The organism is Massilia alkalitolerans DSM 17462 (assembly GCF_000427785.1).
Taxonomy (GTDB): Bacteria; Pseudomonadota; Gammaproteobacteria; order Burkholderiales; family Burkholderiaceae_D; genus Telluria; species Telluria alkalitolerans.
In genome coordinates, this window is record NZ_ATYR01000032.1 from 1 (window position 1) to 25,979 (window position 25,979).

Genomic DNA, 25,979 nt, shown 5'->3' on the forward strand with positions numbered 1-25,979 from the left:
GCGCCTGTTCGATCCATTCAGTAGGAAGATGCTCACCCAACCTTGTCCAGTCGGGAGCTTCGAGATGATTTGCTAGAAAATGAAGAGTGTCATCGAACATGGCGACGAAGGTTAACAGCGATGCGCAACGTTTACAACGACAAAATAAAAATGCCGTTCAGTCTTAACTGAACGGCATTAGGCCCGCAGGCCGTTTTTTTATATTGGCGCGGGCTGTCACACCTGCGCCGCCACCAGGTCCGCGCTTTCCGGATCATTGACCCGCAGGGCATCCACGAACACCTGCAGCGAGGAGCCGCAGGCGAACACCAGCACGTCGCCGGGACGGCACAGGCTCAGGCCGTGGCGGATCGCCTCCCCTACCTCGATCACGCGATGCAGCGTGTCGCTCATGCCGGCCGCTTCTTCCGCGCCGTCGAGGATCAGGTCGACCGCCTCGCCCACCGCGCGCCCGCGGCTTTGCGACTCGTACACCACCAGCTCGTCGAAGCGCGCGCCGCATACGCGGCCGACCTCGCGCAGGTCCTCGTCGCGGCGGTCGCCCGGGGCGGTGACGATGCCCACCAGCTGTCCCGGCAGCAGGGCGCGCGCCATCTCGGCCATCGCCCTGTAGGCCGCCGGGTTGTGCGCGTAGTCGACGATCACGGTCACGCCGCGGATATCGAACATATTGGTGCGCAGCGGATTGGTGCGGCCGTTCGACACAAACGTAGACAGGCCGGTGGCGATCTGCATGTTGCTGAAGCCGGATGCCATCAGGGCCGCCGCCGCCGCCAGGCTGTTGGCAATGTTGAAGCGGGCGCGCCCGCCGAAGGCCACCGGCATGCTTTCGACACGCACCAGTTCCTGGTGCAGGTTGCCGTCGGCGACCACCACCGCGTTGTCCTGCAGGTAGACGCCGCGCCCGCCCTCTTCCAGGTGCTGCAGGAACACCGGATTCTCCGGGTCCATCGAGAAGTACACGATCTCCGCTTCCGGCTTGGCCCGGCGTCCCATGGCCACGCACAGCGGGTCTTCGGCATTCAGCACCACGGCGCGCGAGGCCGAGGTGGCGACGACCGCCTTGACCTGGGCCAGGTCTTCCACGGTGTCCACGCCATCCAGGCCGAGGTGGTCGGCGGCGATGTTCAGCACCACGCCGACGTCGCAGCGGTCAAAGGCCAGGCCGCGCTTGAGGATGCCGCCACGCGCCGTCTCCAGCACCGCCACCTCCACGTCGGGCGAGCCGAGCACGGTGCGCGCCGACCAGTAGCCGGTGCAGTCGCCCTTGGCGACCTGCTTGCCGTCGATGAAGACGCCTTCGGTGGTGGTCACGCCGGTCACCTTGCCGGCCAGGCGCACCGTGTGCGCGATCAGGAGCGTGGTGGTGGTCTTGCCGTTGGTGCCGGTCACGGCGATCAGCGGGATGCGGCCGTCGGAGCCGCCCATCAGGCCCTGCACGATGGCGTCGCCCGCATCGCGCGGCTCGCCCGCGCTCGGGTACTGGTGCATGCGGATGCCGGGCGCGGCGTTGACCTCGATGACGGCGCCGCGCTGGGCTTCGAGCGGCAGCGCGATGTCGCGGCAGACGATGTCGATGCCGGCCACGTCCAGGCCGATCTTGGCGGCGGCCCGCACGCACAGCAGGCGCGTCGATTCCGGCAGCAGGCTTGTTACGTCCTCGGCGGTGCCGCCGGTAGACAGGTTGGCGTTGCCGCGCAGTTCCGCCGTGACGCCGACCGGCAGCACGCTGTCGAAGTCAAAGCCCTGCTTGCGCAGGATGTCGGCTGCATGGTCGTCGAGCGCGATCCTGGTCAGGATGTTGGTATGGCCGGAGCCGCGCGCCGGATTCTCGTTCTCGCGATCGACCAGCTCGCGCACGGTGGCGACGCCGTCGCCGACCACGTGGGCCGGGCGGCGCATCGAGGCCGCCGCTACCTGGCCGCCGGCGACCAGCACGCGGTAGTCGCGGCCTTCGACGAAGCGCTCGACGATGATCCGGCGGCCGTACTGGCGCGCGAACTCGAAGGCGCGGCTCACCTGCTCGTCGTCGCGGCAGTCGACCGTGACGCCCTTGCCCTGGTTGCCGTCGAGCGGCTTGAGCGTCACCGGCGCCCGCATGCGCGCGGCGGCCCGGCAGGCATCCTCGACGGAGGTAACCACCGAGCCTTCCGGCACTGGCACGCCGGCTTCCTTGAGCAGGGTCTTGGTGAGCTGCTTGTCGCTGGCGATCTTCACCGCGATGAAGCTGGTGTCGCCGGTGGTGGTGGCCTGCAGGCGCTTCTGCTTGACGCCCCAGCCCAGCAGGAACAGGTTGGCATCCTCGGTGATGCGCTGGGTCGGTATGCCGCGCTCGTGCGCCGCCGCCAGCACCGCCGTGGTGCTGGTGCCGATGGCGTAGCGCGCGGCGATCGAGCGCAGCTCGTCCAGGCGTGGGGAAAGGTCGAAGTCTTCACCGTTACCAAACGCGGTGACCAGGTCCACCGCCAGCTGGAAAGCGGGCTGCACCAGCTTCTCGGATTCGTATGCGCAGACGATGCGGAATACGCCGGGACGGCCGGCAACCGGGCGCGTGCGCCCGTAGCTGGCCGGCGACGTCGACTCGCCCGCGGCCAGCATCTGCAGCTCGAGCGTCACCTGCTCGATCACGCGGCCGAGGTAGGTGCCTTCACGCAGGCGCTGGGCGAAGCCGCCGCGCTGGCCGATCGGCAGGATCTGTCCGGCAAGCGAAGGCAGCGCGCCCAGCAAGGCGTCGTTGAAACCGGGGATGTCTTTCGAGGAGATGCCATACAGGTCCTGCAGGTCGATCACGCTCAGCAGGCAGGGAGAGTCGGCATGGACGTTGGGTCCACGCAGGAAGCGCTGTTCCAGGATTTGCACGAATAGATCCTTGTAATAATTATTGAGCGCGCCGGATGTGGCCGGCGCGCGGGAATTCCGGTAGCGGCGTCCTCAAGCGTCGAACAGCCGCGTGTACATGCGCGTGGCCATCAGGCCGGCCGCCGTGTGGTGGACCTCGGGCGACATCAGGGCGCCCAGCAGTTCCATCGCTTCCTGCTTGCCGGCTGCCCCAGCCACCTTCTCCTCGAGCAGGCGCAGTTCGTTGTCCGGCGCTTCCAGGCGCGGATGGCGGCGGATCAGGCCCCGTTCCGGGAAGTGCGCGCTGCGGTCCGCGTGCTCGCCGAGGTTGTCCAGCGTACGCTGGCGTGCGCGCCAGGTGAGCAGGCGCGGTCCCTCGGCGCGCTCGCCGCCGGGTGCCGACTGGATCCAGTCGCGCAGCACCTGCTGTTCATAGGCGTTGAAGACGCCGAACATCTCGGCCTTTTCGCCGTGCACCAGGCGCCAGAAGCGGCTGTGCTCGACCTCTTCGCCGCGCTTGATCCAGCCGGCCTTTTCCAGCGCCGCCAGGAAGTCCGGGATCTGCGATGGCAGGGCCAGCCAGTCGTTGACCGAGCGGCCGGCGACGCGGCAGTAATCCGAGTGCATGTTCTTGCCGACGCCGCTCTTGGCGGCGAGGATGTTCACCAGTTCGGCCTGCAGGTCGAACTCGGCGATGCTGGAGGTGGTGCTGGCACCGATATCGTTCAGGCGGTAGCCGTCGAGCACCCGGCGATAGAAGGCGTCGCGGTCGCCCACGCGCGGCATCAGCTGCGTCAGGGCCTGCACCGCCTTCTGGGCATGGCCACTGGCGGCATTGTCGACGGTGACGTGCAGCGTGAAGTAATACGGGTCGATACCGAATTCGTTCAGCTCGTACGAGGTGATGAGCAGGTGCAGCGGCAGCTGCTCGTAGCCGAGGTTGTAGCCGATGACCTCCGGCAGGAAGTGCTCGGTATTGTGGCCGAGCGCGAGCTGGAGCGCGCCCTGCACGAAGTGATCGTCATCCAGGTGTTCCCAGGCCTCGCAGCCGTGGGTAGCCAGCAGCTTGCGGTAGATGGTGACGTGGTTCTTGCTTGGCGCACCTTCGCCCAGCTCTTCGAGGTAGGTCTTGATCAGCTCGTGGTAGGCCGGGTTGTCCCAGTGCTTGAGCAGGCCGTAGAGCCAGGCGCCGTCCACCAGCTTGGTCGGGGCCACCGCCTTGATGAAGTACAGGGCGTGCGCGCGGCATGAAAAATAGCGGCGCGGCGCTCCGTTCTTGCGCGCGGCCAGGTACTCGCGGTACTGGGCGCCGACGGCATCGGTACGCTCCTCGACCCAGGCCGGCAGCTCGGCGATGTTCGACGGCAGGTCGGCCGGCAGCGCCTGCACGGCGGCGACCTGGTCGGCGACATAGGCACGCGCTTCGTCCAGATGCGCCTGCGGGTTCTGGTACAGCGAAAAATACAGCGACTTCGAGCGTTCCCGGATGGCGGGAACGCGGGGTACCGCGACGTTGGTGGCGTCTGCTAACAGCATCGAATTCATGGTCTCGGATGGCATCGTTGGTCTCTTGGGACGATTGCAACATTATCCGGCCTGGGCCATGTACACAGAATCGGTAGCGGCGCTGTGAGTATGTAAGATAGGGATTACAAAAATACAAAAACGGGTCAGCTAAAATCTGACCAAATGGTCAAGAATCGGACTGCGCGTCCGCTCCGCGCCGCACATCCGCCGCCTCACTGTCGCCCTTCCCGATCGCCTCCTCGTATTGCTCGCGCTGCTTCTCGACCGTCTGCGGCGGCAGCGGCGGGATGTTCGGATCCACCACCGCTTCCAGCACGAAGGGCTTGCCGCTCCCCAGGGCCCGCTCCCAGGCCGCACCCAGCTGTTCCGGATCCTCGATGCGCTCGCCGGCCAGGCCGAGCATGCGCGCATACTCGGCGTAGGAGAAATCGGGCAGCCGCTGCGACGGCTGGAACTTCGGCTCCCCCTGCATCCCGCGCTGCTCCCAGGTGACGAAGTTCAGGTCGCGGTTGTTCAGCACCAGCACGACAAAGGCCGCGTTCGGCCAGCGGCGGTGCTGCCAGTGCCAGGCGACCGACACCAGGCCGTTGATGCCGTTCATCTGCATGGCGCCGTCGCCGGCCAGCGCGATCACCGGGCGGTCCGGATGGGCCATCTTGGCCGCCAGCGCGTAGGGCACGGCCGAACCCATGGTCGCGAGCGTGCCGGACAGCGAGGCCAGCATGCCGGGACGCAGCTGCAGGTGCAGCGCATACCACGCCGCCACCGAGCCGGAGTCCCCGGCCAGGATCACGCCTTCGGGCAGGCGTGGCGACAGTTCGGTGAACACGCGCTGCGGATTGACCGGCTTGGCCGGCTCCAGGGCCTTCTGCGCCAGCTGGCGCCGGCTTTCCACGATATCGGCTTCGATCTTGCGGCGCCAGGAGCGCTCCGCCTTGCGTTCGAGGTGGGGAATCAGGGACTGCAGCGTGGCCCTGGCGTCGCCCATCAGGTTGGCCTCCATCGGATAACGCAGGCCCAGCATGCGGCCGTCGATGTCGATCTGGACGCCGCGCGCCTGCCCTTCGGGCGGCAGGAATTCGGCGTAGGGAAAACTCGAGCCCACCATCAGGAGGGTGTCGCAATCCTGCAGCATGGCGTTGCTGGCCCGGGTGCCGAGGATGCCGACCGATCCGGTGACAAAGGGCAGATCGTCCGCCAGCACGGCCTTGCCCAGCAGCGCCTTGGCCACGCCCGCGCCCAGCAGTTCGGCCACCTCGGCGAGTTCGTCGTGCGCACCAATGGCGCCCGCCCCGGCCAGGATCGCCACCTTGCTGCCGGCATTCAGGATCGCGGCCGCCGCCCGCAGCGCCTCCTCCGGCGGCGCCAAGGCCCGGCTGCCCGCGCCGATCCCGCTGAAGGTGTAGCCGTGCTCGCGCGGCGGGTTCGGTACCGCGTCTTCTTCCTGCAGGTCGTTCGGCAGGATGACGCAGGTAACGCAGCGTTCGCTGAGGGCGATGCGCACCGCCCGGTCGACCAGGTGGCGTACCTGTTCGCTCGACGTTGCCATCTGCACGTACTCGCCGGCGACGTCCTTGAACAGGCTGACGAGGTCGACTTCCTGCTGGTAGCTGGCGCCGAGCGCGCCGCGCTTCTGCTGGCCGACGATGGCCACCACCGGCTGGTGGTCGAGCTTTGCGTCGTAGAGGCCGTTCAGCAGGTGGATCGCGCCCGGCCCCGAGGTGGCCAGGCAGACGCCGACCTCGCCGGTGAACTTGGCGTGGCCGCAGGCCATGAAGGCCGCCATTTCCTCGTGCCGGGTCTGGATGAACTCGACGGCGTCCTGGCGCCCGAAGGCGGCCATGATGCCGTTGATGCCGTCGCCTGGATAGCCAAAGATGCGCCGCACGCCCCATTGCCGCAGGCGTTCGAGCAGGAAGTCGCCGACCGTTGCCATTCGATTCCCCTTGCAGGTAGGGCCCGCCGGGTGGCAGGCAGGAACCGGCAGGCTACGGCCTTTGGCGTGGCCGCACCGTGCGCTGGCGCGCATAGCAGGGCAAGCGGGCCGCGCAGTACCTAGAGCCGGGCGCCGAGCGCCACGTCCGCCACCAGCTGGCCGGCGGAGAGCCGCACCGGCACCGCGCCCCTGGCCAGCATGCCCGCGATGGCGCGGTCGCCGTCGCCGGGCTTGACTTCGACGGCGCGGGTCGCTTCAAGCACCAGCAGCACCTCGAAGCCGGCCTCGATCCCGTCCAGCACCGTATTGAGCACGCAGTAGTCGGTGGCCAGGCCGCACACCGCCAGCCGGGTGATGCCGTCGGCAAGCATGCTGCGCGCCAGGCCGGTGCCGTTGAAGGCGGAGTAGGCATCCTCGCCCGCCGTGAGGGCCTTGGAGATCACGATCGCCTCCTCGGGCAGCTGCAGGGCCTCGCTGAACAGGGCGCCCTCGGTCGCCGCCACGCAATGCGGCGGCCAGGGTCCGCCCTGGGCCGTGAACGAGCAATGGTCCTCGGGATGCCAGTCGCGCGAGGCGTAGATGGGCAAGCCACGCTCGTGGTACAGGTCGATGAGCGCGTTGATCGGGGCGATGACGAGGTCACCGCGCGGCACGGCCAGCGCGCCGCCGGGAAGGAAGTCGTTCTGCAGGTCGACGATCAGGAGGGCGTCGCCCTTGCCGAGCACGATGGCGCTCATGGAAGCATTCTCCGTTAGTAGGACTGCGCGCAAGCTTACCACGGAGGGCGGACGCCCGCCGGAACGGAAAGCGCCCGGCCACTCGCGTGGGCCGGGCGCTTCATGATCGTGCTAGCGCGGGCTTACTGCTTGTGCAGCAGCGAGCGCTGGCGGGCGTACAGGAAGTATACGGCCAGGCCGATCGCGATCCAGATGCCGAAAGCGACCCAGGTGTGCCAGCTCAGGAAGGACATCAGGACCAGGCAGAAGATGATGGCCAGCGCAGGAATCACCGGCACGCCCGGGCAGCGGAAGGCGCGCGGCAGGTCCGGACGCTTCTTGCGCAGGATGATCACGGCCACCGAGACCAGCGAGAACGCGGCCAGAGTGCCGATGTTGACCAGCTCGGCCAGCACGCCGAGCGGCACCAGCGCGGCGATCAGGCCGAAGATGATGCCGACCATCCAGGTGGCGAAGTACGGGGTGCCGTACTTCGGATGCACTTCCGACAGCTTGGCCGGCAGCAGGCCGTCACGCGACATGGCGAACAGGATGCGGGTCTGGCCGTAGGCCATCACCAGGATCACGGTGCTCATGCCCAGGATCGCGGCCAGGTCGACGAAGCCGGCGACCCAGTCCTGGCCCGCCACCTGCAGCGCCAGCGAGACCGGGTGATCGACGCCTTCGAACTGCATGTACGGCACGATGCCGGTCATGATCGCCGCCACGGCGACGTACAGCACGGTGCACACGGCCAGCGAACCGATGATGCCGATCGGCAGGTCGCGTGCCGGATTCTTGACTTCCTCGGCCGCCGAGGTCACGGCGTCGAAGCCGATGAAGGCGAAGAACACCAGCGCCGCGGCGCTCAGAACGCTGCCCGCGCCGAAGGGCATGAAGGGCTGCCAGTTGTCGGGCTTGACGTAGTTGACGCCGACGACGATGAACAGGATCACGACGCCGGTCTTGATGATCACCATGATGTTGTTCAGGCGCGCCGACTCGCGCACGCCGAGCGACAGCAGGAAGGTCAGGCACATCATGATCAGGAAAGCGGGCAGGTTGAACAGGGTGTTCACGCCCGGCTGGGCGCCCGGGGCCGCGCGCAGCGCTTCCGGCAGGACGATGCCGATACCCTTGAGCAGGGACTGGAAGTAGCCCGACCAGCCGACCGCGACCGCCGAAGTGGCGAGCCCATATTCGAGCAGCAGGTCCCAGCCGATCATCCAGGCGACGATCTCGCCCAGGGTGAAGTAGCTGTAGGTGTAGATCGAGCCGGCCACCGGTACGCTCGAGGCGAATTCGGCATAGCAAAGCGCGGCGAAGCCGCAGGCGATTGCGGCGATGATGAAGGAGAGTGTGAGGGCCGGACCGGCGGTGACGGCGCCGGTGCCGGTCAGGACGAAGATGCCGGTGCCGACGATGGCGCCGATGCCCATCAACACGAGGTCGAACGGACCCAGCACTTTCTTGAGGCCGCCCGGCTTCTGGGCCGCCGCGACCATCGTGTCAAGATTTTTGGTTCTGAAAAGACTCACTACTTGTTCTCCAATCAAAAATAGTTTGGTTCCGCGTCTTGTGTTTGCCGCTGCACCGTATGCCCTGCGTGCTCGCCATCCGGCCGGTAGACCGCATGCCCGACCCGTGAACCGATTGTCGCCTCTTGCCGCTTCCGCTCTTGCCCGAAGCCGCAGACGTGACATTATCACCAGATTGCTGGTCGGAATCAAAGTAAAGTAATGAAAACCGATTAATTCTTTTGTTTCAAATAAAAAAACCACGACCGTTGCGTATTCATCCTGGCCGCGCGGCGCTGCTTGATTTCCACAAGTCAACAGAACATAATCTTTCTGTCGCCGCGGCCGGCGGCGCCCGCACTCTTCGGCCCTCCCACGCACCCCATCTTTTGCTGCAGCTGCGCACCATGACAACTCGACAGGCATCGCACCAGGCGATGCGCACCCGGCGCCGGTCCCTGCCCGCCCTGCTGCTGGCACTGGCCTGCGCCGCCATCGTCCCGGGTGCGGATGCCTGGGCGGCAGGCCCGGTCGCGGCGGAGTTGCGCCTGCGCGAGCTGGGCCAGCTGGCCGAGCGCAGCAATCCCGATGCGCGCGCACGCCTGCTGGCGGAAGCGCCCGCGTTTACCGAGGGCGCACCCTATTCCCTCCACGTCGCCTACCTGCGCCTGCTGCGCCGCATCCATATCGACGCCGGCCAGCTGGCGGACAGCTATGCGGTCGACGAACGCATCATCCGGCTCGCCACGCGCGAGGGCGACGCCCTGCAGCTGGCCCTGGCCAGCCTCGGCCGGGTCCACAAGCGGCTCAACGACAACGACCCGGCCAGCGCGATGGCCCTGCTGGAAAACCTGAACACCCAGTACCGCGAGCTGCACAGCACCGAGTTCGCAGCGAATGCCGAAACGGCGTATGGCGCGATCTACAACACCACCGGCCAGCACGACCGCGCCCTCGCGCACTACCTGCGCGCCCTCGAACTGGTACAGCGCACCCCGAAGCTGTGGAGTCCGCGCGAAGCCGACTTGCGCCTGGCCCTGGCGCGCCTGTACGTGAACAGCGGCGACCCGGTCAAGGCCCTCGACACCACGCGCGCCTACCGCGAGGCGCGCGCCGGCGAGGAACTCCCGCCGCGGGTCGAAGCCCTGATGTACTTCCTCGACGGCCGCGCCTACGTCACCCTGCGCCAGCTGCCGCAGGCCCACGCCGCCTTCGGGCACGCCCTGGCATTGGCACGCAAGCACGACCTGCGCTGGATCGAGGCGAGCGTGCTGGGCAACGTCTCCGACGCTTACCTGCGGGCCCAGCGCTGGGTCGAGGCCGAGCGCGCCGCCCGCGCCGCCGTGGCGCTGTCCGAGGCGGTGACCGACCAGAGCATCATCCAGATGGTCTATGCCAACCTCGGTTTCGCCCTGTTCGGCCAGGGCCGGATGGCCGAAGGCAGGGTCCACATCGACCGCACCGCGCAGGAGCTGCGCAAGGCCGGCGCCATGCTGGCGGTGTCGAACATCCTGGCCGAGAAGGGCGAAGCCCTGGAACGGGCCGGCCTGCACAAGCAGGCGCTGCAGGCGGTGCGCGAGCGCGAGAAGATCCAGGAATCGCTGGAACTGGAGCGCCGCAACAAGGCCTTCGCCGCGCTGCAAGAACAGTTCAACGCCAAGCAGCGCGCCGCGCAGATCGATCGCCTGCGCCAGGAAAACGCGGTCAAGGACGCCGAGATCGACAACCGCAACCTGCGCCTGGCCCTGGCCTCGCTCGGCGCCGGCATCGCCCTGCTGCTGTCCGCCTTCGTGTTCATGCTGTACCGGAAGTCGCAGGCCACCAGCCGGCGCCTGGCCGAACTGAACGCCGAACTGGCGCACCGCTCGGCGCACGACCCGCTCACCGGCCTGTACAACCGCCGCTCCTTTGTCGACCGCATGCGCGCCCGGCAAGCGGCCAGCGACGACTGCTTCACGCTGCTCGACATCGACCACTTCAAGCGCATCAACGACCAGCACGGCCATGCCGCCGGCGACGCGGTGCTGGTCGAGGTGGGACGCCGCCTGAACGAGGTGGTGCGCGATACCGACATGGTGCTGCGCTGGGGCGGCGAGGAATTCCTGGTGTATTCGCAGGGCGTGAGCGAGGCCCGGCGTCCGCTGCTGGTGCAGCGCATCCTGAATGCCATTGCCGGCACGCCGGTGGTGTTGGAGGACGGCACCACCCTCTCGGTGAGCGCCACCGCCGGCGCGGTCTCGCTGCCGCTCGGCTCGAGCGAAGCCCTGGGCTGGGAACAGGCAATCGCGCTCGCCGACCGCGCGCTCTACAAGGGCAAGGAAGCGGGCCGCAACCGGGCCTTCATCGTCGAAGGCGTGGAGGCCGCGGGCGCAAGCCCGGGCCTGGAGCGCAATCTGCAGCTGCACCTGGTGCTGCCCGACCTGCACGGGCACCCGGCAGCTTAGGCCAAGCGGCTCAGGGCGCTGCGCCCCGCCATCCCCACCACCGTCTGCAACAGCACTGCCGGGCGCAGCGGCTTGGCCAGGTATTCGTCGAAGCCCGCCGCCAAAGCGCGCTGCTGGTCTTCGCGGCGCGAAAACGCGGTGAGCGCGATCGCCGGCACGCCGGCCAAGGTCCTGTCACGCTCGGCCCGGACCCGCCGGATCAGCTCGAAGCCATCCATCAGGGGCATGCCGATGTCGCTGATCAGGAGGTCGGGACGGTGGCGCTCGAGCATGCGCAGGGCATCCGCGGCACCCGTCGCGGTCACGATCCGGGCGCCGCTCTCGGCCAGCACCTGCTGCACCAGTTCGAGCGAATCGGGTTCGTCGTCCACCACCAGCAGCGTCAGCCCGGCCAGGCTGCCGCCTGGCTGGTTGGCCGGCTGGTCGACCGGGCCGGGCGGCGCCGCGGCGGCAGGTTCGGCCACGGCCATGCCCCGATGGATCGGCAGGTGCACGGTGAAGGTGGCGCCGCGCCCCACTCCGCTGCTGGCCACCGTGATGGCGCCGCCCTGCAGCTCGACCAGCTGGCGCGCGATCGCCAGGCCCAGCCCGAGGCCGCCATGGCGCCGCGCGGACGAGGAATCGGCCTGGCGGAAGCGGTCGAACACATAGGGCAGGAATTCGGGATCGATGCCGATGCCGGAGTCGGCGACGTCGATCGCCACCGCGTCGCCTTCGCGCCTCACGCTCACGGCGACCCGGCCGCCCGGCTCGGTGAACTTGATCGCGTTCGACACCAGGTTCGACAACACCTGCTGCATCCGCCCGAGGTCGCCCAGCACCGGCCCGGCGTCGTAGTCGACCTCGGCCACCAGCTGGATCTGCTTGCCGAGCGCCGCCGGACGCGCGGTCTCGAGTGCGGCGTTGACGAATTCGGCCGGCGTCACGGCTTTTGCTTCCACCCGTATCTTGCCGGCGATCAGGCGGCTCATGTCGAGCATGTCCTCGATCAGCTGCGATTGGGCGCGCGCATTGCGCTCGATGGTTTCCAGGCCGCGGCGCAGCATGGCCTCGTCGCGGTAGCCCTGCAGCAGCAGCTGCGACCAGCCCAGCATGGCATTGAGCGGCGTGCGCAGTTCGTGCGACAGGGTGGCCAGGAACTCGTCCTTCAGCTGGCTCAGGTGCTCGGCCTCGACCCGTGCCTTCTGCTCGCGCAGGTAGAGCTCCTGGCGCTCGGCGGCCGCTTCCTGCGAGGCCGCCAGGGTGCGGTTGCGCGACTCCAGGCGGGTATCGAACACCGCCGCCAGCAGCGCGATGCTGAGCACCGCGAAGCTGGCCACCGCGACCAGGATGGCCAGGTGGTCCTGGTTGACGCCGTTGTCGGCGGCGCGGCAAACGCTGGCGGCATCGAAGTGGGCCGCGGCCATGCCGGTGTAGTGCATGCCCGCGATGGCGCCGCCCATGACGACAGCGGCGCCCAGCTGCAGCAGGCGCGGATGCCTGACGTTCTCGTTGAGGCGGAAACCGATCCACAGCGCGCCGGCGGAGGCGCCGATGGCGATCGCCACCGAGGCGGCGAACAGCCAGGGATCGTAGCGGATGGCCGGGTCCATGCGCATGCCCGCCATGCCGGTGTAGTGCATCGCATTGATGCCGAGGCCCATCAGGATCGCGCCCCAGGCCAGGTGGCGTACGGAGAGCTCGCGGTGGCGCAGCTGCCACAAGGCCAGTCCGGACACGGCCACCGGCAGCAGCCAGGAGACGAAGGTGATCAGGGGGTCGTAGGCGAGCGGCATCGGCAGGCGGAAGGCCAGCATGCCGATGAAGTGCATGGCCCAGATGCCGCTGCCCATGGCGAAGGCGCCGCCCGCCATCCAGGCATGCGGCGCATGGCCGTGCGACTGCTTGACCCGCATCGACAGGCTCAGGGCCGTGTACGAGGCGAAGATCGCCACCAGGATCGAGAGCAGCACCAGCGTTGGTTGGTAATGGCCGATCAGCATAGGAGCCAAGTCAAATCCCTTCATGTCCGCACCAAGCACGGTGCCAGCCTGGCGACCCGAGTGTACACGACGCCAGCCGGCCCTGGCGCCATCGAATCTGACAGGTCGGGCAGGAGCGGCCCCGCCTTGTTTTTCTACCCGGCAATTTTACTGGACGCGCCCGGACTTGGTGCGCGCCCGATGCGCCCGCGCCACAGGACGGCGGCGCCGGCCAGCTTGACCGATGCGCTCCATGCCCTTACCATCAAGCCATGCATTCCATCCATTCCCACGCCAGCTATTACGCCTACCGCACTTCGCGGCGGTAGGGGCTTGCGTGCAACCCGGTCCGCCCTCGGCGGACCGCGGCTGATCGTGGTCGATCCTTGGGCGTTCCACTTTTCCAAGGAAGACTTCGATGTCCAAAGTTTCATCCGACCTGCTCCAGCTGCTGCAAGAACGCGGCTTCGTCCACCAGTGCACCGACGCCACCGGCCTCGGCGTGGCCCTGGGCGCCGGACCGCTGACGGCCTACCTCGGCTTCGACGCCACCGCCGACAGCCTGCATGTCGGCCACCTGGGGGGCCTGATGCTGATGCGCTGGCTGCAGCGCGCCGGCCACCGGCCCTTGCTGCTCGTCGGCGGCGCCACCACCCGCATCGGAGACCCGAGCTTTCGCGACACCAGCCGCCCGGTGCTGGGCGACGCCGCGATCGCCGCCAACATCGCCGGCATCAAGAGCGCCTTCACGCGCTACCTCGGCCCGGACGCCCAGGTGGTCGACAACGCCGACTGGCTCGACGGGCTCGGCTACCTCGATTTCCTGGCCCGGGTCGGGCGCCACTTCAGCGTCAGGCGCATGCTCACCTACGATGCGATCCGCTCGCGCCTGGAACACTCGCTGTCCTTCCTGGAATTCGGCTACACCTTGCTGCAGGCCCACGATTTCACCGAACTGGCGCACCGCCACGGCTGCCGCCTGCAGGTCGGCGGCGCCGACCAATGGGCCAACATCATCAACGGCGTCGACCTGGCGCGGCGCCAGGGCATGCCGGACCTGTACGGCCTGACCATGCCCCTGCTCACCACCAGCGACGGCAGGAAGATGGGCAAGTCCGCCGACGGCGCGGTCTGGCTGAATGCACAGCGCCTCGCGCCCTGGGATTTCTGGCAGTTCTGGCGCAACGTCGACGACCGCGACGTGGGCCGTTTCCTGGCGCTGTTCACAGAGCTGCCGATGGACGAGGTGCGGCGTCTGGCGGCGCTGCGCGGCGCCGAACTGAACGAGGCCAAGATCGTCCTGGCCAACGAGGCGACCTGCCTGGCCCACGGTGCACCGGCGGCGCAGGCGGCCGCGCGTGGCGCGGCCAGCGTGTTCGGCGGTGAGAACGGGTCCGACAGCCTGCCGGTCCACCGGATCGGCGAAGGGCGGCGCCTGGCCGGCATCAGCCTGGCCGAACTGGCGGTCGACTCGGGCCTGGTGGCGTCGCGCGGCGCGGCGCGGCGCCTGGCCGCGGGCGGCGGCCTGCGCCTGGATGGTACGGCGGTCGCGGATGCGGACACGCTCCTGCCGCAAGGCGCCGGGGCCTGGCTGCTCTCGGCCGGCAAGCGCCGCCACGTGCGCATCGAGCTCGCCGCGCAGGAATCCGCGGCGGCGCGGCCTTAAGCGGCGAGCTCGCCGTCGACCACCACCCGGTCGCGTCCGCCGCGCTTGGCGGCGTACAAGGCCTTGTCGGCCGCCTCGATCAGCTGGGCCGGCTCGATCGCGCGGCCGCGCTCGATGCCCGCCACCCCGATGCTCAGGGTGACATGGGGACGGAGCGCCGCCGGCGCATGCGGCAAATTGAGCGAAACTACGTGTTCGCGGATCGCGTTCGCATGGGCGCGCGCCTGTTCGACCGTGGTGTCGGGCAGGATCGCCGCGAACTCCTCGCCGCCGTAGCGCGCGGCGACATCGGCCGGACGCTTGCACATGGCGGCCAGCGCCTGCGCCACTGTGCTCAGGCAGGCGTCGCCCTCCTGGTGGCCGAAGTGGTCGTTGTAGGCCTTGAACGAATCGATGTCCATCAGGAGCAGCGACAGCGCGCCGCCGTTGCGCTGGGCGCGGCGCAGCTCGCGGTCGAGGGCGACGTCGAAATGGCGGCGGTTGGCGATGCCGGTCAGGCCGTCCACGTAGGAACGGGCGCGCAGCGATTCCGCGTGGTCGAGCAGGCGCCGCTCGCGGTCGGCGGCGCCGCTGACGTCGCGGATCTCGACCAGGCAGAAACGCTCGCCGCCTTCGCTGAAGGGCGTCACGCTCACCGCCTGCTCGATGCGGGCGCCATCGAAGCTGCCCGCCTCGCGCAGCGGGAACGGGGCGCGGCCGCTCGAGGCCGGGATGGTGGTCGCGGTCTCCTCGGTGAGGGCTGCCAGCACCGCCGACTCGACCCGCGAGCCGCGCAGTTCCGGGAATACCTCGAACAAGGAACGCTCGCGTACCCGCGCGGCGGCGTAGCCGGAGCGCGGCACCATCCAGCCGTTCCACAGTACGATTTCCTGGCCGGCGTCGAGCACGATCAGGCCGGAGTTGACGAGGTTGATGGCGCGCGTGGCGAAACTGCTCGCAGCAGCGCTGGCGGGATCGGTCCTGGTATTCATCGCCGGGCGGGTGGACATTCCAATATGATGACAAAAAGCAACTTCCGGATCATACCCGAGTTTGCGCCGCCGCTGGCCCCTGTGCCAAAAGTTCAATTTACAAAAAGTGCATGGTCGTGATTTTTCGTGAGCCTTGGCCTATCTCTTTCCGGCTACGATCAAGTCTTTGGTGCGGCCCATCCGGTCGCAGGTGAGATCGACATGGGCGAACGAAAGGGATTACTAATGGCTGGCAAGATGGGTGAAGAATTCGGTGTGGACACCGTTGGAATGGAGCTGGCTGTGGAACCGGCGCCCCAGAACGCGCCCTGGCCGGCCGCGCCGCACGAGCTGCGCCGGCTGCGCATCCGCAAGCGCGAAAGCCAGGAGAAATTCTGGAGCCGTTTCGGCGTCACCCAGTCCAGCGGCAGCCGCTTCGAGACCGGTGTCGTGATCCCGCCGCCGGTCGCGATCCTGCTGCGCCTGTACGTCAACGGCACCCTCAAGGACGAAGACCTGCACGGTTGAGCCTTCCCGCGGGGCGCCGGACATGCGCCCCAGAGGTGGCACTTCTGTATTCATGAAGTAAAACTTCGAATTTCTTCGCTTTTCCCAGACCAGCCGGGTGCGTTATCCTTATGGCTGAGCAGGACCGGCCCCAAGCCGTCCTGCCGCTATCGATCAACGCATACCGGAACCATGAAACGCACCGTACTTCTCATCGCCACCAACCTCGCCATCATGCTGGTGCTGGGCATTTCCGCCAGCCTGCTGGGTGTCAACCGCTTCCTCACCGCCAACGGCCTGAACCTCGGCGCCCTGCTCGTCTTCGCCGGCCTGATGGGCTTCGGCGGCGCCTTCATCTCGCTCCTGATCAGTAAACCCATGGCCAAGTGGTCGACCGGCGCGCGCGTGATCGGGCAGCCCTCGAACGCGACCGAAGCCTGGCTGATGGCCACCGTGGCGGCCCAGGCCCAGCGCGCCGGCATCGCCATGCCGGAAGTCGCCGTGTACGAAGGCGAACCGAATGCCTTCGCCACCGGCGCCTCGAAGAACGCGTCGCTGGTGGCGGTGTCGACCGGCCTGCTGGCGTCCATGACGCAGGACGAGGTCGAGGCCGTGCTGGCGCACGAGGTCGCGCACATCGCCAACGGCGACATGGTGACGCTCACCCTGATCCAGGGCGTGGTGAACACCTTCGTGATCTTCCTGGCGCGCGTGGTCGCCTACGCGGTGGACAGCTTCCTGCGCAAGGACGAGGAAAGCAGCGGCCCGGGCATCGCGTACACCATCACCGCCATCGTCTGCGATATCCTGTTTGGTATCCTGGCCAGCATCATCGTGGCCTGGTTCTCGCGCCAGCGCGAATTCCGTGCCGACCGCGGCGCCGCGCAGATCATGGGCACGCCGCGTCCGATGATCGATGCGCTGGCACGGCTGGGCGGCATCAGCGCCGGCGCGCTGCCGAAGAACATGGCGGCGTCGGGCATCGCCGGCGGCGGCGTGATGTCGCTGTTCAGCAGCCACCCGTCGTGCGAGGAGCGCATCGCTGCGCTCCAGCGCGCCTGAACACTTAACACTACATAAAAAGGGGTCCAGGCCAGGATGCGCTACTCGTCACTCGTGCTGCCGGTGCTGTTCACAATCGCACTGGCGCTGCTGCTGCAGCACTTCCTCGGATCGCTGGCCTGGGCCGGCCTGCTGGCGGTCATTACCTGGCCGCTGCACGAACGCCTGCAGGCGCGCGGACTGCCGCGCATGGCCAGCGCCAGCGTCCTGCTCGGATTGCTGGTGCTGTGCTTCGTCGGCCCCTCGCTGCTGCTGTTCAAGGCGCTCGGCAACGAGCTGGTCGGCCTGCAGCGCCTGCTGGCCGAGCTCAACGAAGTCGGGGTGCCGGCGCCAGCCTGGCTGGCCGGCATCCCGGTGGTGGCCGAGCGCATCCTGGAATGGTGGAACGAGCACCTCGCGGTGCCGGGCGGCCTGAACGCGCTGATCCAGACCACCCTGGGCGGCGTGATGCCGCACCTGACGGGCGCGGCGCGCTTCTGGGGCTCGGTGATCCTCGCCAATGCCCTGTACCTGTTCCTGACCCTGCTCACCCTGTTCATCCTCTACCTGCACGGCCCCGCCGTGGTGCGCTACGTCGACGGCGCAGGCAGCCGCCTGCTGCCCGACCACTACGGCAACCTGCGCCGCATCCTGCCGCTGTCCGTGCGCGGCACCGCGCTCGGCCTGTGCTCGATCGCGCTGCTGGAGGGGGTCGTGCTGGGCGTCGCCTACTACGTGGCCGGCGCCCCGGCCCCGGCGATGCTGGGCGTGATCACCGGCTACCTGGCCCTGATCCCGGGCGGCGCGCCGCTCTCCTTCACCATGGTCTCGCTGCTGCTGCTCGGCCAGGGCAACGCGGGCGCCGCGCTGGGCCTGTTCACCTGGGGCGCGGTGGAGCTGTTCATGGTCGACAAGTTCATTCGTCCGAAACTGATCGGCCACCGCGTCAACCTGCCTTTCCTGGCGGTGCTGTTCGGCCTGCTGGGAGGCGTGTCGACGCTCGGTGTGATCGGGCTGTTCGTGGGGCCCTTCATGATGGCGGTGCTGTTCAGCTGGCTGCGCGAAGGACAAGTGACGCCCCGGGCCTAGCAGGTGAAACGGGCGCGTAATGCGCCCGTTTCACCGGACCCCGGAATGTAAAAAGGCCCGCAACGTTTGCACGTTGCGGGCCTTTTCTTATTCTGGTGGGAAGTGCAAGTTTCGAACTTGCGACCCCTGCAGTGTGAATGCAGTGCTCTACCCCTGAGCTAACCTCCCGAGTGCGCGTATTATGCACTAACTATTGAGATTCATCAATATCAAACCGGATTATCGTTCTCCGCTTTCGGCGGCTGCGCCAGCACCCACATGAAGTACAGCGCCTTGGCGGCCTTGGCGCGGCTGACTGCTGCCTTCGGTTCCAGCAGGCGGCCATTGAGCATGCGGCCGCGCTGGATGCCCGCCTCCGAACGGATCAGGCCGAGTTCATAGGCCTCTTTCACGCTGGCGGCATACTGGGCCGACACGTCGCCGCTATCGAGCAAACGGTCCCAGCCGACCAGCGGGTAGTACATGGCGCCTTGCGCGCCGCTGTCGAGGTTGGGGTCGTAGCCGGGCGTGCCGGGCAGCACGGTCTTGCCGTTGTAGTCGGTCATGTAGGCCGGCCTGGCGCCGAAGCGGGCGCGGTAGGCATCGAGCAGGATCACGCCCATCAGTTCGCGCGAGAGCGGGCCGTCGGCGTACTGCGCCAGTCTGCCCGCAGGCAGGCGCATCGCCTTGGCGAGCGCCGCGGCGAATTCACGGGTCTGCATGGTCTGCTGCGGATTGAAATTGCCTTGCGCATCCTTGCTCAGGACGCGCAGTTGCAGCAGCTTCTCGACCTGGTCGCGGTAATACGCGCCCTCGCCGGCCACGATGTCGCGCGCGGTTTCAGGATGGATCGACGACCAGTCGCCGGCGGCGATCGCGGCCCGCACTTCGCTGCGCAGCCCGGCGACGATACCGGCAGCGACCCGGTCGCCCTGCCCTGCCAGCCGCGCCAGCTCACCGACGACCATGCGCGCATACTGCTTCGACAGCGACTCGCGGAAATGGGTGCCGTCGATCTTGTTCGCCGGATGGCCGTTGGCGTAGCTGCCGTCGTTGGTCTTGCCGGGCGTCTCGCCGGCCTCGATCGCCATCACCATCGGGATGATGCCCGTGGCGCCCACCTGGTTGTAGTAGTCGACACTGCGCGCGTTCAGGTCCACCACCGTGACCCCATGCGCCGCGCCCAGCTTCTTCATCAACGCGGGAAAGCGGCGCTTGCTGAAGGAATCGACGAACGCGTCGCCGGGACGCGCGTTGCCGTTCACGCGCGACATGGACGTGACGAAGACCGGCACCATGCCGCGCGCGCGGATCGCCGGCAGGTAGAACTCGGTAATGAAGGTCTCGTACATCGCCTCGGTCGATCCGCGGCCAAAGCGCCGCGCCTCGTCGAGGCTTTCGTCGTTGTGGCCGAACTGGATCATCACGATGTCGCCGACACGGCCGTCCATCAAGAGGTCATTGAGCCGGCCTTCCGCATAGGCGTTGCGGAAGGAGCGCCCGCCCATCGAATAATTCAGCAGCCTGAACTTGCGCGGGTCGAACAGCTTGTCGACGACCTGGCCCCAGCCGCTCATGGGCGCCTCGTCGAAGGTGTAGGATTTGACGGTCGAATCGCCCAGCGTATAAATGGTGGGCAGCCTGCCGGCCTCCCTTGCCTGGGGCGGGATCGGCGTGAGCAAGATGTCCTCGACACCGACCGGCGTGCCGGTGCGCTTCGGCTCGATCTCGATGTCGATGAAGCCGCGCCCGTTGACGTAGCGGTAGGACCATTGCCTGCCCTGTGCGCTGACTACCGTCCTGTTCGGCAGCAGGCTGGCGGCATCCCAGAACACGCCGGGCGCCAGGCGACTGGCCTGCATGCCGGTCACCGAGACGATGGTGTCCTCGACCGGCGAAGTAGTGCTTACCTTGATCGCGTAGGCGCCCGGGGCCGCCTTGATGCGAAACGCCATGCCATAGTTGTTGTAATGGTCCTTCTCGAAGCCCTTCTCCATCTCGAAGGCCGGCTCGCTGATTGCAAATCCCTTGCCATCGCTGCGGATCCCGCTCGTGTGCACGGTGCGGGCTGGCAGCGCCCCGGTACTGTCGACGAAACCGTAGCCCAGGGCGGCGTCGTACAAGGGCGCGCCGCTGTCCGCATTCCACTTGACCTGGATGGCCCCGGGCGCCGGCTGGCTGCCGAAATGGAAATGCAGCGGGTGCGCGGGCGCTTGCGCCGCGGCCAGCACGGGGAGGCACAGCGCCAGGCCTGCCAATGCATGGCGCAGCCTGGGCCTGCGATCGATACTGAAGTTCATGTGCTTTTCTTTGCTGGTAGGTGTCAATCGTCGGCGGCGGCGCCGGGCGGCGGCGCGCCGGGGCCGGTGGGCATGGCGCCGACGCGCTGGATGCGCAAGGCCATGTAGGGCTTGCCCGGCAGCGCAAGCACGCGCTTGTCCTTGTCGGCGACGCGGTAGCGGGTCAGCTCGCCGATTTCGAACGTGCCGGGCACCGGTTCGACCGTCATGTTCCAGGTGTCGATCAGGTCCACCTTGAAGCGCATCCCCTTTTTGAGTTCGCCGACCGGCAGGACGAAGGGCCATTCGCGCGGACGCTCGTCGTCAAAATAATATAAATAGTATTCACCCGCCTTGCCGGCCGCGTTCATCACGAACAGCTGGTCGATCGGCTTGAGCCCTTCCGGCGGACCGCTTTCCACGATCTTGCGCAGGAAGGCGATCCGCTGCGGGCTGGTGCCGGCCAGGAAGCCGCCGCCGCCGATCCAGCCGTTGTCGAGGATCTCGCCGTGCGTGGCGTAGGCGCCCCCCAGCAGCGCGATCCAGAAGCGGCGCGTCAGCTCCTCGCCGCTCAGCTGGCCCCAGCGGCTGGCCGAATTGCCTTCGTAGTTGATCTCGTCGTGCACGATCGGCTTGCGATAGATGTCGCGCAGCAGCGGCGAGACACCGAAGACCTTGACCGCGTTGTAGTACTGCAGGCTCACGTGCGTGACCCAGGGCTTGTTATAGTCGTAGATGCGGTCGGCATTGTGGATCGAGCGCAGGTGGCCGTAGGGGTCGTACTTCTGGACGATCTGGAAGTAGCGGTCGAAATCCTCGTCGCTCAGGTGCTTGATGTAGCTGTTCTCGTTGGCCAGGCTCCACCAGATATTCTGGAAGGCGGCAAACCGCGCCACCATGTAGCGGATGAAGCGCTGGTTGACGGCGTCGCTGGTGGTGTCGAAACCCCACTGGCCCTTGTCGTAGGGCCGGAACAGGATCAGGTCGACCTGGATGCCGAGATCCGAGAGGCGTTTCACGTCCCGCTCCAGGTTCTGGAAATACACCGGATTGAAGCGCGAGAAGTCGAAATCGGCGCGCGAGCTGCCCACGAACGGGAACTCGGTCAGCTTGCCCGGGCCGCTGAGGTAGTTCGGCTTGTAGGGCGGCACCGCCAGCATGCGCGCCTTGTTGAAAGCGTGCTTCTGCAGGGTGGCCAGCGTTTGCAGTTTCTTCGCTTCCGGCTGGAAGGCCCATTCATAGATGGTGGTGCCGAAGGGGTAGAACCGCGTGCCGTCGGCATGGGCGAAATGGTGGACGTTGGCTACCCGTACCAGCCCCTTGTTGGCGCTCTCGACCGAGAGAACACTGCCCTTCTTTCCGTCCAGGTCGGGATGGTTGCTGCGCGTGACCCAGCGCCATTCGCCGGTGCTGGGCGGCATGAAGCGGATCCGGTAGGTGCCCTTGCCGTCGTAGAAGCCTTCCGGGCTGAAGCTTTCAAGGCCCTTGGTGAAGGTGGCGCTGAGCTCGAGGTCGATGAAGGGATTGCCGGCATCCTGCCCCTTCAGGACGATCTCGTAGACGCCGTACTTGTCGACGCGCTCCTGGGCAAGCGAACTGGCGGAACCGCAGAGCAGGAGTAGCAGGACAAGCATGGTTTTCATGAGGCCCCCGGCAAGGTTGTACGATGACTGAGCACAGGAACATAGCAGAGCTCCCTCTGAAACTCAAGCACGAGCTTGCACAAGCAGCTCTAGTCATCGTACATCCAGGAACGGGCAGCGATATGGCGCAAGCTGCCCCGAGGCTGCCGGGGGCAGGAATCGGCTAAGCTTGGAGATATTGATCGAACACTCAGGAGCTCCCTCGTGCCCGACCAGCTTCCCTCCCCACCCCATGAGGCCGCGAGCGCGCCGGCTTCACCGATGCGCCGCCGCGTGGCCCACGGTACGGCCGCCCTGGCCGGTGCTTCACTGGCGCCGGCGCTGCTGCTGCCCCCGCACGCCGCGGCTGCGCGGCTGCCGGTCGTGCCCTATGTCTCCACGCCACCGGATGTGATGCGGCGCATGTTGGCACTGGGCCGGGTTGGCCGCGGCGACACCGTCTACGACCTGGGCTGTGGCGACGGCCGCATCGTGATCGAGGCGGCGCGGCGCCACGGCGCACGCGGCGTCGGCATCGATCTGGATCCTGAGCGCATTCGCGAAGCGCGCGAGAATGCGCGCCGCGCCGGCGTGCAGCAGCGGGTACGCTTCGAGCAGGCAGACCTGTTCGCGACCGATTTCAGTCCGGCCACGGTGGTCATGCTGTATTTGCTGTTCGAGGTGAACCTGAAGTTGATGCCGCAGCTATGGCGCCAGCTGCGCCCGGGCAGCCGTGTGGTGTCGCACGACTTCCACATGGGCGGGCAGTGGCCGCCCGAGCAGATCGTGCGGATCCGCAAGCATTCCCTGTACGCGTGGACCATTACGCCGGACCTCAGGGCGTACGCGCTGCAACAGCGCTGAAAACAAAAAAGACGCTGACTGCTGTCGCAATCAACGTCTTTTATGATCTGAATTCTTGGTGGGAAGTGCAAGTTTCGAACTTGCGACCCCTGCAGTGTGAATGCAGTGCTCTACCCCTGAGCTAACCTCCCGAAGCGAGGCGTATTATGCCACAGGATCACTCGGCCGTCACCCCTGCGGGCGAATAATTCCGCCAGAGGCAGCTGCCCTTCACATTCTTGTCCAGGCCGGCCAGGACTTCTTCGTGCGCGGCGAGTTCGTCGGCACTGGCTGCCACCACGACGATCTCGCCGAGCGGCCCGGCATCGCCCAGTTCGCCGCCGGAGCTCGCTTCGACCGCCACATCCATGGTCAGCGAGTTCTGGCCGCGCGTCATTGCGAGGTAGACGTCGGCCAGCAGCTCCGAGTCCAGCAATGCGCCGTGCAGCTTGCGGTGCGCGTTCGAGATTTCGTAGCGGTCGCACAGCGCGTCCAGCGAGTTGCGCTTGCCCGGATGGAGTTCCTTGGCCTGCACCAGGGTATCGATCACGCCGCTGCAGTGCGAGGTGAACGGCGGCAGGCCGAGGCGCTGGAACTCGTGGTTCAGGAAGCCCAGATCGAAGGGCGCGTTGTGGATGATGACTTCGGCGCCCTGTACGTATTCGCGCAGATCCTCGACGATCTCGGCGAACTTCGGCTTGTCGCTCAGGAATTCGGTGGTCAGGCCGTGCACCGCCAGCGCGGCCTCGTCCGAGTCGCGCTCCGGATTGATATAACGGTGAAAATTATTGCCGGTCAGCTTGCGGTTGACGATCTCGACGCAGCCGACCTCGATGATGCGGTCACCCGTGCGGGGATTCAGGCCGGTGGTTTCGGTATCGAGGACAATCTGGCGCATGGGCGTGGGGTAAGAGTTGAAGCGGATTGCAGTATAGCAAAACGCGGCCCCGTCCGAAGGCCGCGGTGGCGCGCCTGACGCGAATCAGCGACGCACCGAGGCCGCGCCGCGGTTGGCCAGCACGTCCGCGCGCTCGTTGCCCGGATGGCCGTTGTGGCCGCGCACCCAGCGCCATTCGACCGCATGCTGCTGCTGCGCCAGGTCGAGCGCCTTCCACAGGTCGTCGTTCTTCACCGGTTCCTTGGTCGAGGTCTTCCAGCCGCGCACCTTCCAGCCGTGGATCCATTCCGAGATCCCCTTCTGCACGTACTGGCTGTCGGTGTGCAGCACGACCTGGCACGGGCGATTCAGCACGCCCAGCGCCTCGATCACGGCGCGCAGCTCCATGCGGTTGTTGGTCGTGTTCGGCTCGCCGCCGAAGATTTCCTTTTCGTGGCCGCCCGAGACCAGCAGCGCGCCCCAGCCGCCGGTGCCTGGATTGCCCTTGCAGGCGCCGTCGGTATAAATCTCGACCTTGGTATCGTTGTTTGCTTCGCTCATTCTCTATTCGCCGCCGGCACTGCTGCCGGCCGCTTGCTCGTTTTCTTGTTCCATGCAGGTCCGATGATGTGCATGCCCTTGACCCGCTTGATGGCGTGGACCACGTACACGGCGCCCAGGTAGGGCCACCAGCGCCGGCCGGCCGACTCCATCATCGAGAACCGGCTCAGCCAGTGGGCTGTCCGGCACGGCGGCGCGTAGCAGCCGAAGTGACTACGCGTGGCGCCGAGATTCAGCAATTTTAACCAGTCCTTCAGGCGCGGCATAGAGATGAACTCGCCGGAAGCCGGCAAGTAGCCGCTGCGCGTGACCTTGCCCACGCCCTGGCGCATGCCCCACAGGCTGGCCGGATTGAAGCCGCAGATGATCAGTTGCCCTTCCGGAATCAGGACGCGCTCGACTTCACGCAGCACCTGGTGCGGCTCGCTGGCAAACTCGAGCACGTGCGGCAGCACCACCAGGTCGATGCTGTGCGAAGCGAAGGGCAGCTCTTCGAAGTCGAGCGCCACCGCGATCTGCTGGCCGCCGGCCGCAAAGGCGAGTTCGTCGGCAGTCGAGGTGCGGATCGCGGCCTGCCACTTGTTGGGCATGCGGCTGGCCGCCAGCGCGTCGAGCTGGGGCACGCCGATCTGCAGCGCGTTGAAGCCGAAGATGTCGACCGTCAGCTCGTCGAGGCAGGCTTGCTCAAAGGCGCGCACGTAGGCGCCCGCCGGCGATTGCAGCCAGTGGTCGAGCGCTATAATGGATTTTTCCGATGCCGCGCTGTCCATGCCACCCTTTCAGCCTCCACATTTACCATGACGAGTCAAGCACGCCAGGACCTTGCAGTCCTCACCGTTCCCGCCTTTAACGACAATTACCTGTGGGTGATCCATGACGGCGTCCATGCAGCAGTGGTCGACCCGGGCGATGCCGGCCCCATCCAGGAAACACTGGCCGAACACCATCTTACCCTTTCCGCCATTTTACTCACCCATCACCATGCTGACCATATCGGCGGTGTACCTGCCCTGTTGGCACAGGGCAGTGTTCCAGTGTTCGGGCCACGCAATGACGGCATCGAAGGCATCACCCAGGCGCTTGGCGAAGGCGAGCGCATGAAGGTGCCGGGGCTCGACCTGGAACTCGAGGTGCTCGAAGTGCCGGGCCATACGCTGGGTCACATCGCCTACGTGCGGCGCACGCCGGGGGCACACTGGCTGTTCTGCGGGGATACCCTGTTTGCCGGCGGCTGCGGCCGGTTGTTCGAAGGGACGCCGGCGCAGATGGCGGACTCGCTCGCCAAACTGGCCGCGCTGCCGGACGATACGCTGGTCTATTGCGCGCACGAGTACACGGTGTCGAACCTGCGCTTCGCGCAGGCGGTCGAACCGGACAACCAGGGACTTGCCCTGCGCATGAAGGACGCGAGCGAGCGGCGCGGGACGCGCTTGCCGACGGTGCCGTCGACCATCGGGCTGGAACGCGGCACCAACCCCTTCCTGCGCTACACGGAACCGGGGATCGTGAAGAGCCTGATGGAGGCCGGCAGGCTGAAGGAAGGCGCGGCGCCGGTGGAGGCCTTCGCGGCGCTGCGCGAGTGGAAGAACGTGTTTTGAACGACCACGATGGCCGGCCACGCCGGCC

Annotated in this window: 19 protein-coding genes and 2 tRNA genes; 7 read left to right on the forward strand and 14 right to left on the reverse strand. The window is 67.1% G+C overall.

Translation table 11 applies throughout. The features are described from left to right. Positions 1 to 216 precede the first annotated feature (216 nt). The 5 genes from cphA to bcaP all read right to left on the reverse strand — a co-directional run bounded on the left by cphA (position 217) and on the right by bcaP (position 8,555). Positions 217 to 2,859, reverse strand: coding sequence for a cyanophycin synthetase (gene cphA / locus YWC_RS0123135; RefSeq protein ID WP_027867518.1), 2,643 nt, complete (start codon positions 2,857 to 2,859; stop codon positions 217 to 219). Between the two features lie 72 nt (positions 2,860 to 2,931). Further along, positions 2,932 to 4,398: an iron-containing redox enzyme family protein gene (locus YWC_RS0123140; protein WP_229413174.1), complete on the reverse strand. Its 1,467-nt coding sequence runs from the start codon at positions 4,396 to 4,398 to the stop codon at positions 2,932 to 2,934. Positions 4,399 to 4,531: 133 nt separating this feature from the next. After that, positions 4,532 to 6,301, reverse strand: coding sequence for a thiamine pyrophosphate-requiring protein (locus tag YWC_RS0123145; RefSeq protein ID WP_027867520.1), 1,770 nt, complete (start codon positions 6,299 to 6,301; stop codon positions 4,532 to 4,534). Positions 6,302 to 6,420: 119 nt separating this feature from the next. Beyond that, entirely contained in the window at positions 6,421 to 7,038 is a 618-nt protein-coding gene (locus YWC_RS0123150; protein WP_027867521.1) for an isochorismatase family protein, read from the reverse strand. A gap of 122 nt (positions 7,039 to 7,160) precedes the next feature. Then, positions 7,161 to 8,555 (reverse strand): branched-chain amino acid transporter BcaP, encoded by a 1,395-nt coding sequence (bcaP, locus tag YWC_RS0123155; protein ID WP_036206064.1) that lies wholly within the window; start codon positions 8,553 to 8,555, stop codon positions 7,161 to 7,163. A gap of 386 nt (positions 8,556 to 8,941) precedes the next feature. On the opposite strand from bcaP, the gene YWC_RS0123160 reads away from it, so the two are divergent. Beyond that, positions 8,942 to 10,978, forward strand: a complete 2,037-nt coding sequence (locus YWC_RS0123160) for a tetratricopeptide repeat-containing diguanylate cyclase (RefSeq protein ID WP_229413175.1) — start codon at positions 8,942 to 8,944, stop codon at positions 10,976 to 10,978. Here YWC_RS0123160 and YWC_RS31785 read toward each other — a convergent pair. Next, on the reverse strand, positions 10,975 to 12,984 hold the full coding sequence (locus YWC_RS31785) for an MHYT domain-containing protein (protein ID WP_084416552.1): 2,010 nt from the start codon (positions 12,982 to 12,984) through the stop codon (positions 10,975 to 10,977). The two genes, YWC_RS0123160 and YWC_RS31785, sit on opposite strands and share 4 nt — an antisense overlap. A gap of 373 nt (positions 12,985 to 13,357) precedes the next feature. Between YWC_RS31785 and tyrS the strand changes: the two genes are divergently transcribed. Beyond that, the gene (tyrS, locus tag YWC_RS0123170; protein ID WP_027867524.1) at positions 13,358 to 14,605 is read left to right on the forward strand and encodes a tyrosine--tRNA ligase; all 1,248 of its coding nucleotides are present in this window, start codon (positions 13,358 to 13,360) and stop codon (positions 14,603 to 14,605) included. Here the strand turns inward: tyrS and YWC_RS0123175 are convergent. Next, the gene (locus tag YWC_RS0123175) at positions 14,602 to 15,594 is read right to left on the reverse strand and encodes a GGDEF domain-containing protein (protein ID WP_229413176.1); all 993 of its coding nucleotides are present in this window, start codon (positions 15,592 to 15,594) and stop codon (positions 14,602 to 14,604) included. The genes tyrS and YWC_RS0123175 overlap by 4 nt on opposite strands. Positions 15,595 to 15,846: 252 nt before the next feature. Between YWC_RS0123175 and YWC_RS33405 the strand changes: the two genes are divergently transcribed. The 3 genes from YWC_RS33405 to YWC_RS30525 all read left to right on the forward strand — a co-directional run bounded on the left by YWC_RS33405 (position 15,847) and on the right by YWC_RS30525 (position 18,192). Then, complete coding sequence (locus YWC_RS33405) at positions 15,847 to 16,083, forward strand: helix-turn-helix domain-containing protein (RefSeq protein WP_051306695.1); 237 nt, start codon at positions 15,847 to 15,849, stop codon at positions 16,081 to 16,083. A gap of 171 nt (positions 16,084 to 16,254) precedes the next feature. After that, positions 16,255 to 17,124 carry a protease HtpX gene (htpX, locus tag YWC_RS0123185; protein WP_027867526.1) on the forward strand — a complete coding sequence of 290 codons (870 nt, stop codon included), beginning with the start codon at positions 16,255 to 16,257 and terminating at the stop codon, positions 17,122 to 17,124. A gap of 36 nt (positions 17,125 to 17,160) precedes the next feature. Beyond that, a complete protein-coding gene (locus YWC_RS30525) occupies positions 17,161 to 18,192 on the forward strand; it encodes an AI-2E family transporter (RefSeq protein ID WP_051306688.1) in 1,032 nt (343 codons plus the stop codon). Positions 18,193 to 18,285: 93 nt separating this feature from the next. Here YWC_RS30525 and YWC_RS0123195 read toward each other — a convergent pair. From YWC_RS0123195 to YWC_RS30535, 3 genes are all read right to left on the reverse strand, one after another. Next, positions 18,286 to 18,360, reverse strand: a tRNA-Val gene (locus tag YWC_RS0123195). 41 nt (positions 18,361 to 18,401) lie between these two features. Further along, positions 18,402 to 20,471 carry a GDSL-type esterase/lipase family protein gene (locus YWC_RS30530; RefSeq protein ID WP_051306689.1) on the reverse strand — a complete coding sequence of 690 codons (2,070 nt, stop codon included), beginning with the start codon at positions 20,469 to 20,471 and terminating at the stop codon, positions 18,402 to 18,404. Between the two features lie 23 nt (positions 20,472 to 20,494). Then, entirely contained in the window at positions 20,495 to 22,093 is a 1,599-nt protein-coding gene (locus tag YWC_RS30535; protein WP_051306690.1) for a DUF5605 domain-containing protein, read from the reverse strand. A 273-nt stretch (positions 22,094 to 22,366) separates the two neighbouring features. On the opposite strand from YWC_RS30535, the gene YWC_RS30540 reads away from it, so the two are divergent. Further along, positions 22,367 to 22,936, forward strand: coding sequence for a class I SAM-dependent methyltransferase (locus YWC_RS30540; RefSeq protein WP_229413177.1), 570 nt, complete (start codon positions 22,367 to 22,369; stop codon positions 22,934 to 22,936). Between the two features lie 56 nt (positions 22,937 to 22,992). On the opposite strand, the gene YWC_RS0123215 is transcribed toward YWC_RS30540, so the two are convergent. The 4 genes from YWC_RS0123215 to YWC_RS0123230 all read right to left on the reverse strand — a co-directional run bounded on the left by YWC_RS0123215 (position 22,993) and on the right by YWC_RS0123230 (position 25,123). After that, a tRNA-Val gene (locus tag YWC_RS0123215) sits at positions 22,993 to 23,067 on the reverse strand. 26 nt (positions 23,068 to 23,093) lie between these two features. Beyond that, on the reverse strand, positions 23,094 to 23,813 hold the full coding sequence (gene dnaQ, locus YWC_RS0123220; RefSeq protein ID WP_027867527.1) for a DNA polymerase III subunit epsilon: 720 nt from the start codon (positions 23,811 to 23,813) through the stop codon (positions 23,094 to 23,096). An 84-nt stretch (positions 23,814 to 23,897) separates the two neighbouring features. Then, on the reverse strand, positions 23,898 to 24,353 hold the full coding sequence (rnhA, locus tag YWC_RS0123225) for a ribonuclease HI (protein ID WP_027867528.1): 456 nt from the start codon (positions 24,351 to 24,353) through the stop codon (positions 23,898 to 23,900). Further along, entirely contained in the window at positions 24,350 to 25,123 is a 774-nt protein-coding gene (locus YWC_RS0123230) for a class I SAM-dependent methyltransferase (RefSeq protein ID WP_027867529.1), read from the reverse strand. The genes rnhA and YWC_RS0123230 overlap by 4 nt, the downstream gene beginning before the upstream one ends. A gap of 27 nt (positions 25,124 to 25,150) precedes the next feature. Here YWC_RS0123230 and gloB point away from each other — a divergent pair, with 27 nt between their 5' ends. Beyond that, positions 25,151 to 25,951, forward strand: a complete 801-nt coding sequence (gene gloB / locus YWC_RS0123235) for a hydroxyacylglutathione hydrolase (RefSeq protein ID WP_027867530.1) — start codon at positions 25,151 to 25,153, stop codon at positions 25,949 to 25,951. Positions 25,952 to 25,979 lie beyond the last annotated feature (28 nt).

What these genes read in the sequence shown, in the direction of transcription:
- YWC_RS0123140 (WP_229413174.1), bottom strand. Translation starts at nt 4,398, where the DNA reads ATGCCATCCGAGACCATGAATTCGATGCTGTTAGCAGACGCCACCAAC.
- YWC_RS0123145 (WP_027867520.1), bottom strand. Translation starts at nt 6,301, where the DNA reads ATGGCAACGGTCGGCGACTTCCTGCTCGAACGCCTGCGGCAATGGGGC.
- YWC_RS0123150 (WP_027867521.1), bottom strand. Translation starts at nt 7,038, where the DNA reads ATGAGCGCCATCGTGCTCGGCAAGGGCGACGCCCTCCTGATCGTCGAC.
- YWC_RS0123160 (WP_229413175.1), top strand. Translation starts at nt 8,942, where the DNA reads ATGACAACTCGACAGGCATCGCACCAGGCGATGCGCACCCGGCGCCGG.
- YWC_RS31785 (WP_084416552.1), bottom strand. Translation starts at nt 12,984, where the DNA reads ATGAAGGGATTTGACTTGGCTCCTATGCTGATCGGCCATTACCAACCA.
- tyrS (WP_027867524.1), top strand. Translation starts at nt 13,358, where the DNA reads ATGTCCAAAGTTTCATCCGACCTGCTCCAGCTGCTGCAAGAACGCGGC.
- YWC_RS0123175 (WP_229413176.1), bottom strand. Translation starts at nt 15,594, where the DNA reads ATGTCCACCCGCCCGGCGATGAATACCAGGACCGATCCCGCCAGCGCT.
- YWC_RS33405 (WP_051306695.1), top strand. Translation starts at nt 15,847, where the DNA reads ATGGAGCTGGCTGTGGAACCGGCGCCCCAGAACGCGCCCTGGCCGGCC.
- htpX (WP_027867526.1), top strand. Translation starts at nt 16,255, where the DNA reads ATGAAACGCACCGTACTTCTCATCGCCACCAACCTCGCCATCATGCTG.
- YWC_RS30525 (WP_051306688.1), top strand. Translation starts at nt 17,161, where the DNA reads ATGCGCTACTCGTCACTCGTGCTGCCGGTGCTGTTCACAATCGCACTG.
- YWC_RS30530 (WP_051306689.1), bottom strand. Translation starts at nt 20,471, where the DNA reads ATGAACTTCAGTATCGATCGCAGGCCCAGGCTGCGCCATGCATTGGCA.
- YWC_RS30535 (WP_051306690.1), bottom strand. Translation starts at nt 22,093, where the DNA reads ATGAAAACCATGCTTGTCCTGCTACTCCTGCTCTGCGGTTCCGCCAGT.
- dnaQ (WP_027867527.1), bottom strand. Translation starts at nt 23,813, where the DNA reads ATGCGCCAGATTGTCCTCGATACCGAAACCACCGGCCTGAATCCCCGC.
- rnhA (WP_027867528.1), bottom strand. Translation starts at nt 24,353, where the DNA reads ATGAGCGAAGCAAACAACGATACCAAGGTCGAGATTTATACCGACGGC.
- YWC_RS0123230 (WP_027867529.1), bottom strand. Translation starts at nt 25,123, where the DNA reads ATGGACAGCGCGGCATCGGAAAAATCCATTATAGCGCTCGACCACTGG.
- gloB (WP_027867530.1), top strand. Translation starts at nt 25,151, where the DNA reads ATGACGAGTCAAGCACGCCAGGACCTTGCAGTCCTCACCGTTCCCGCC.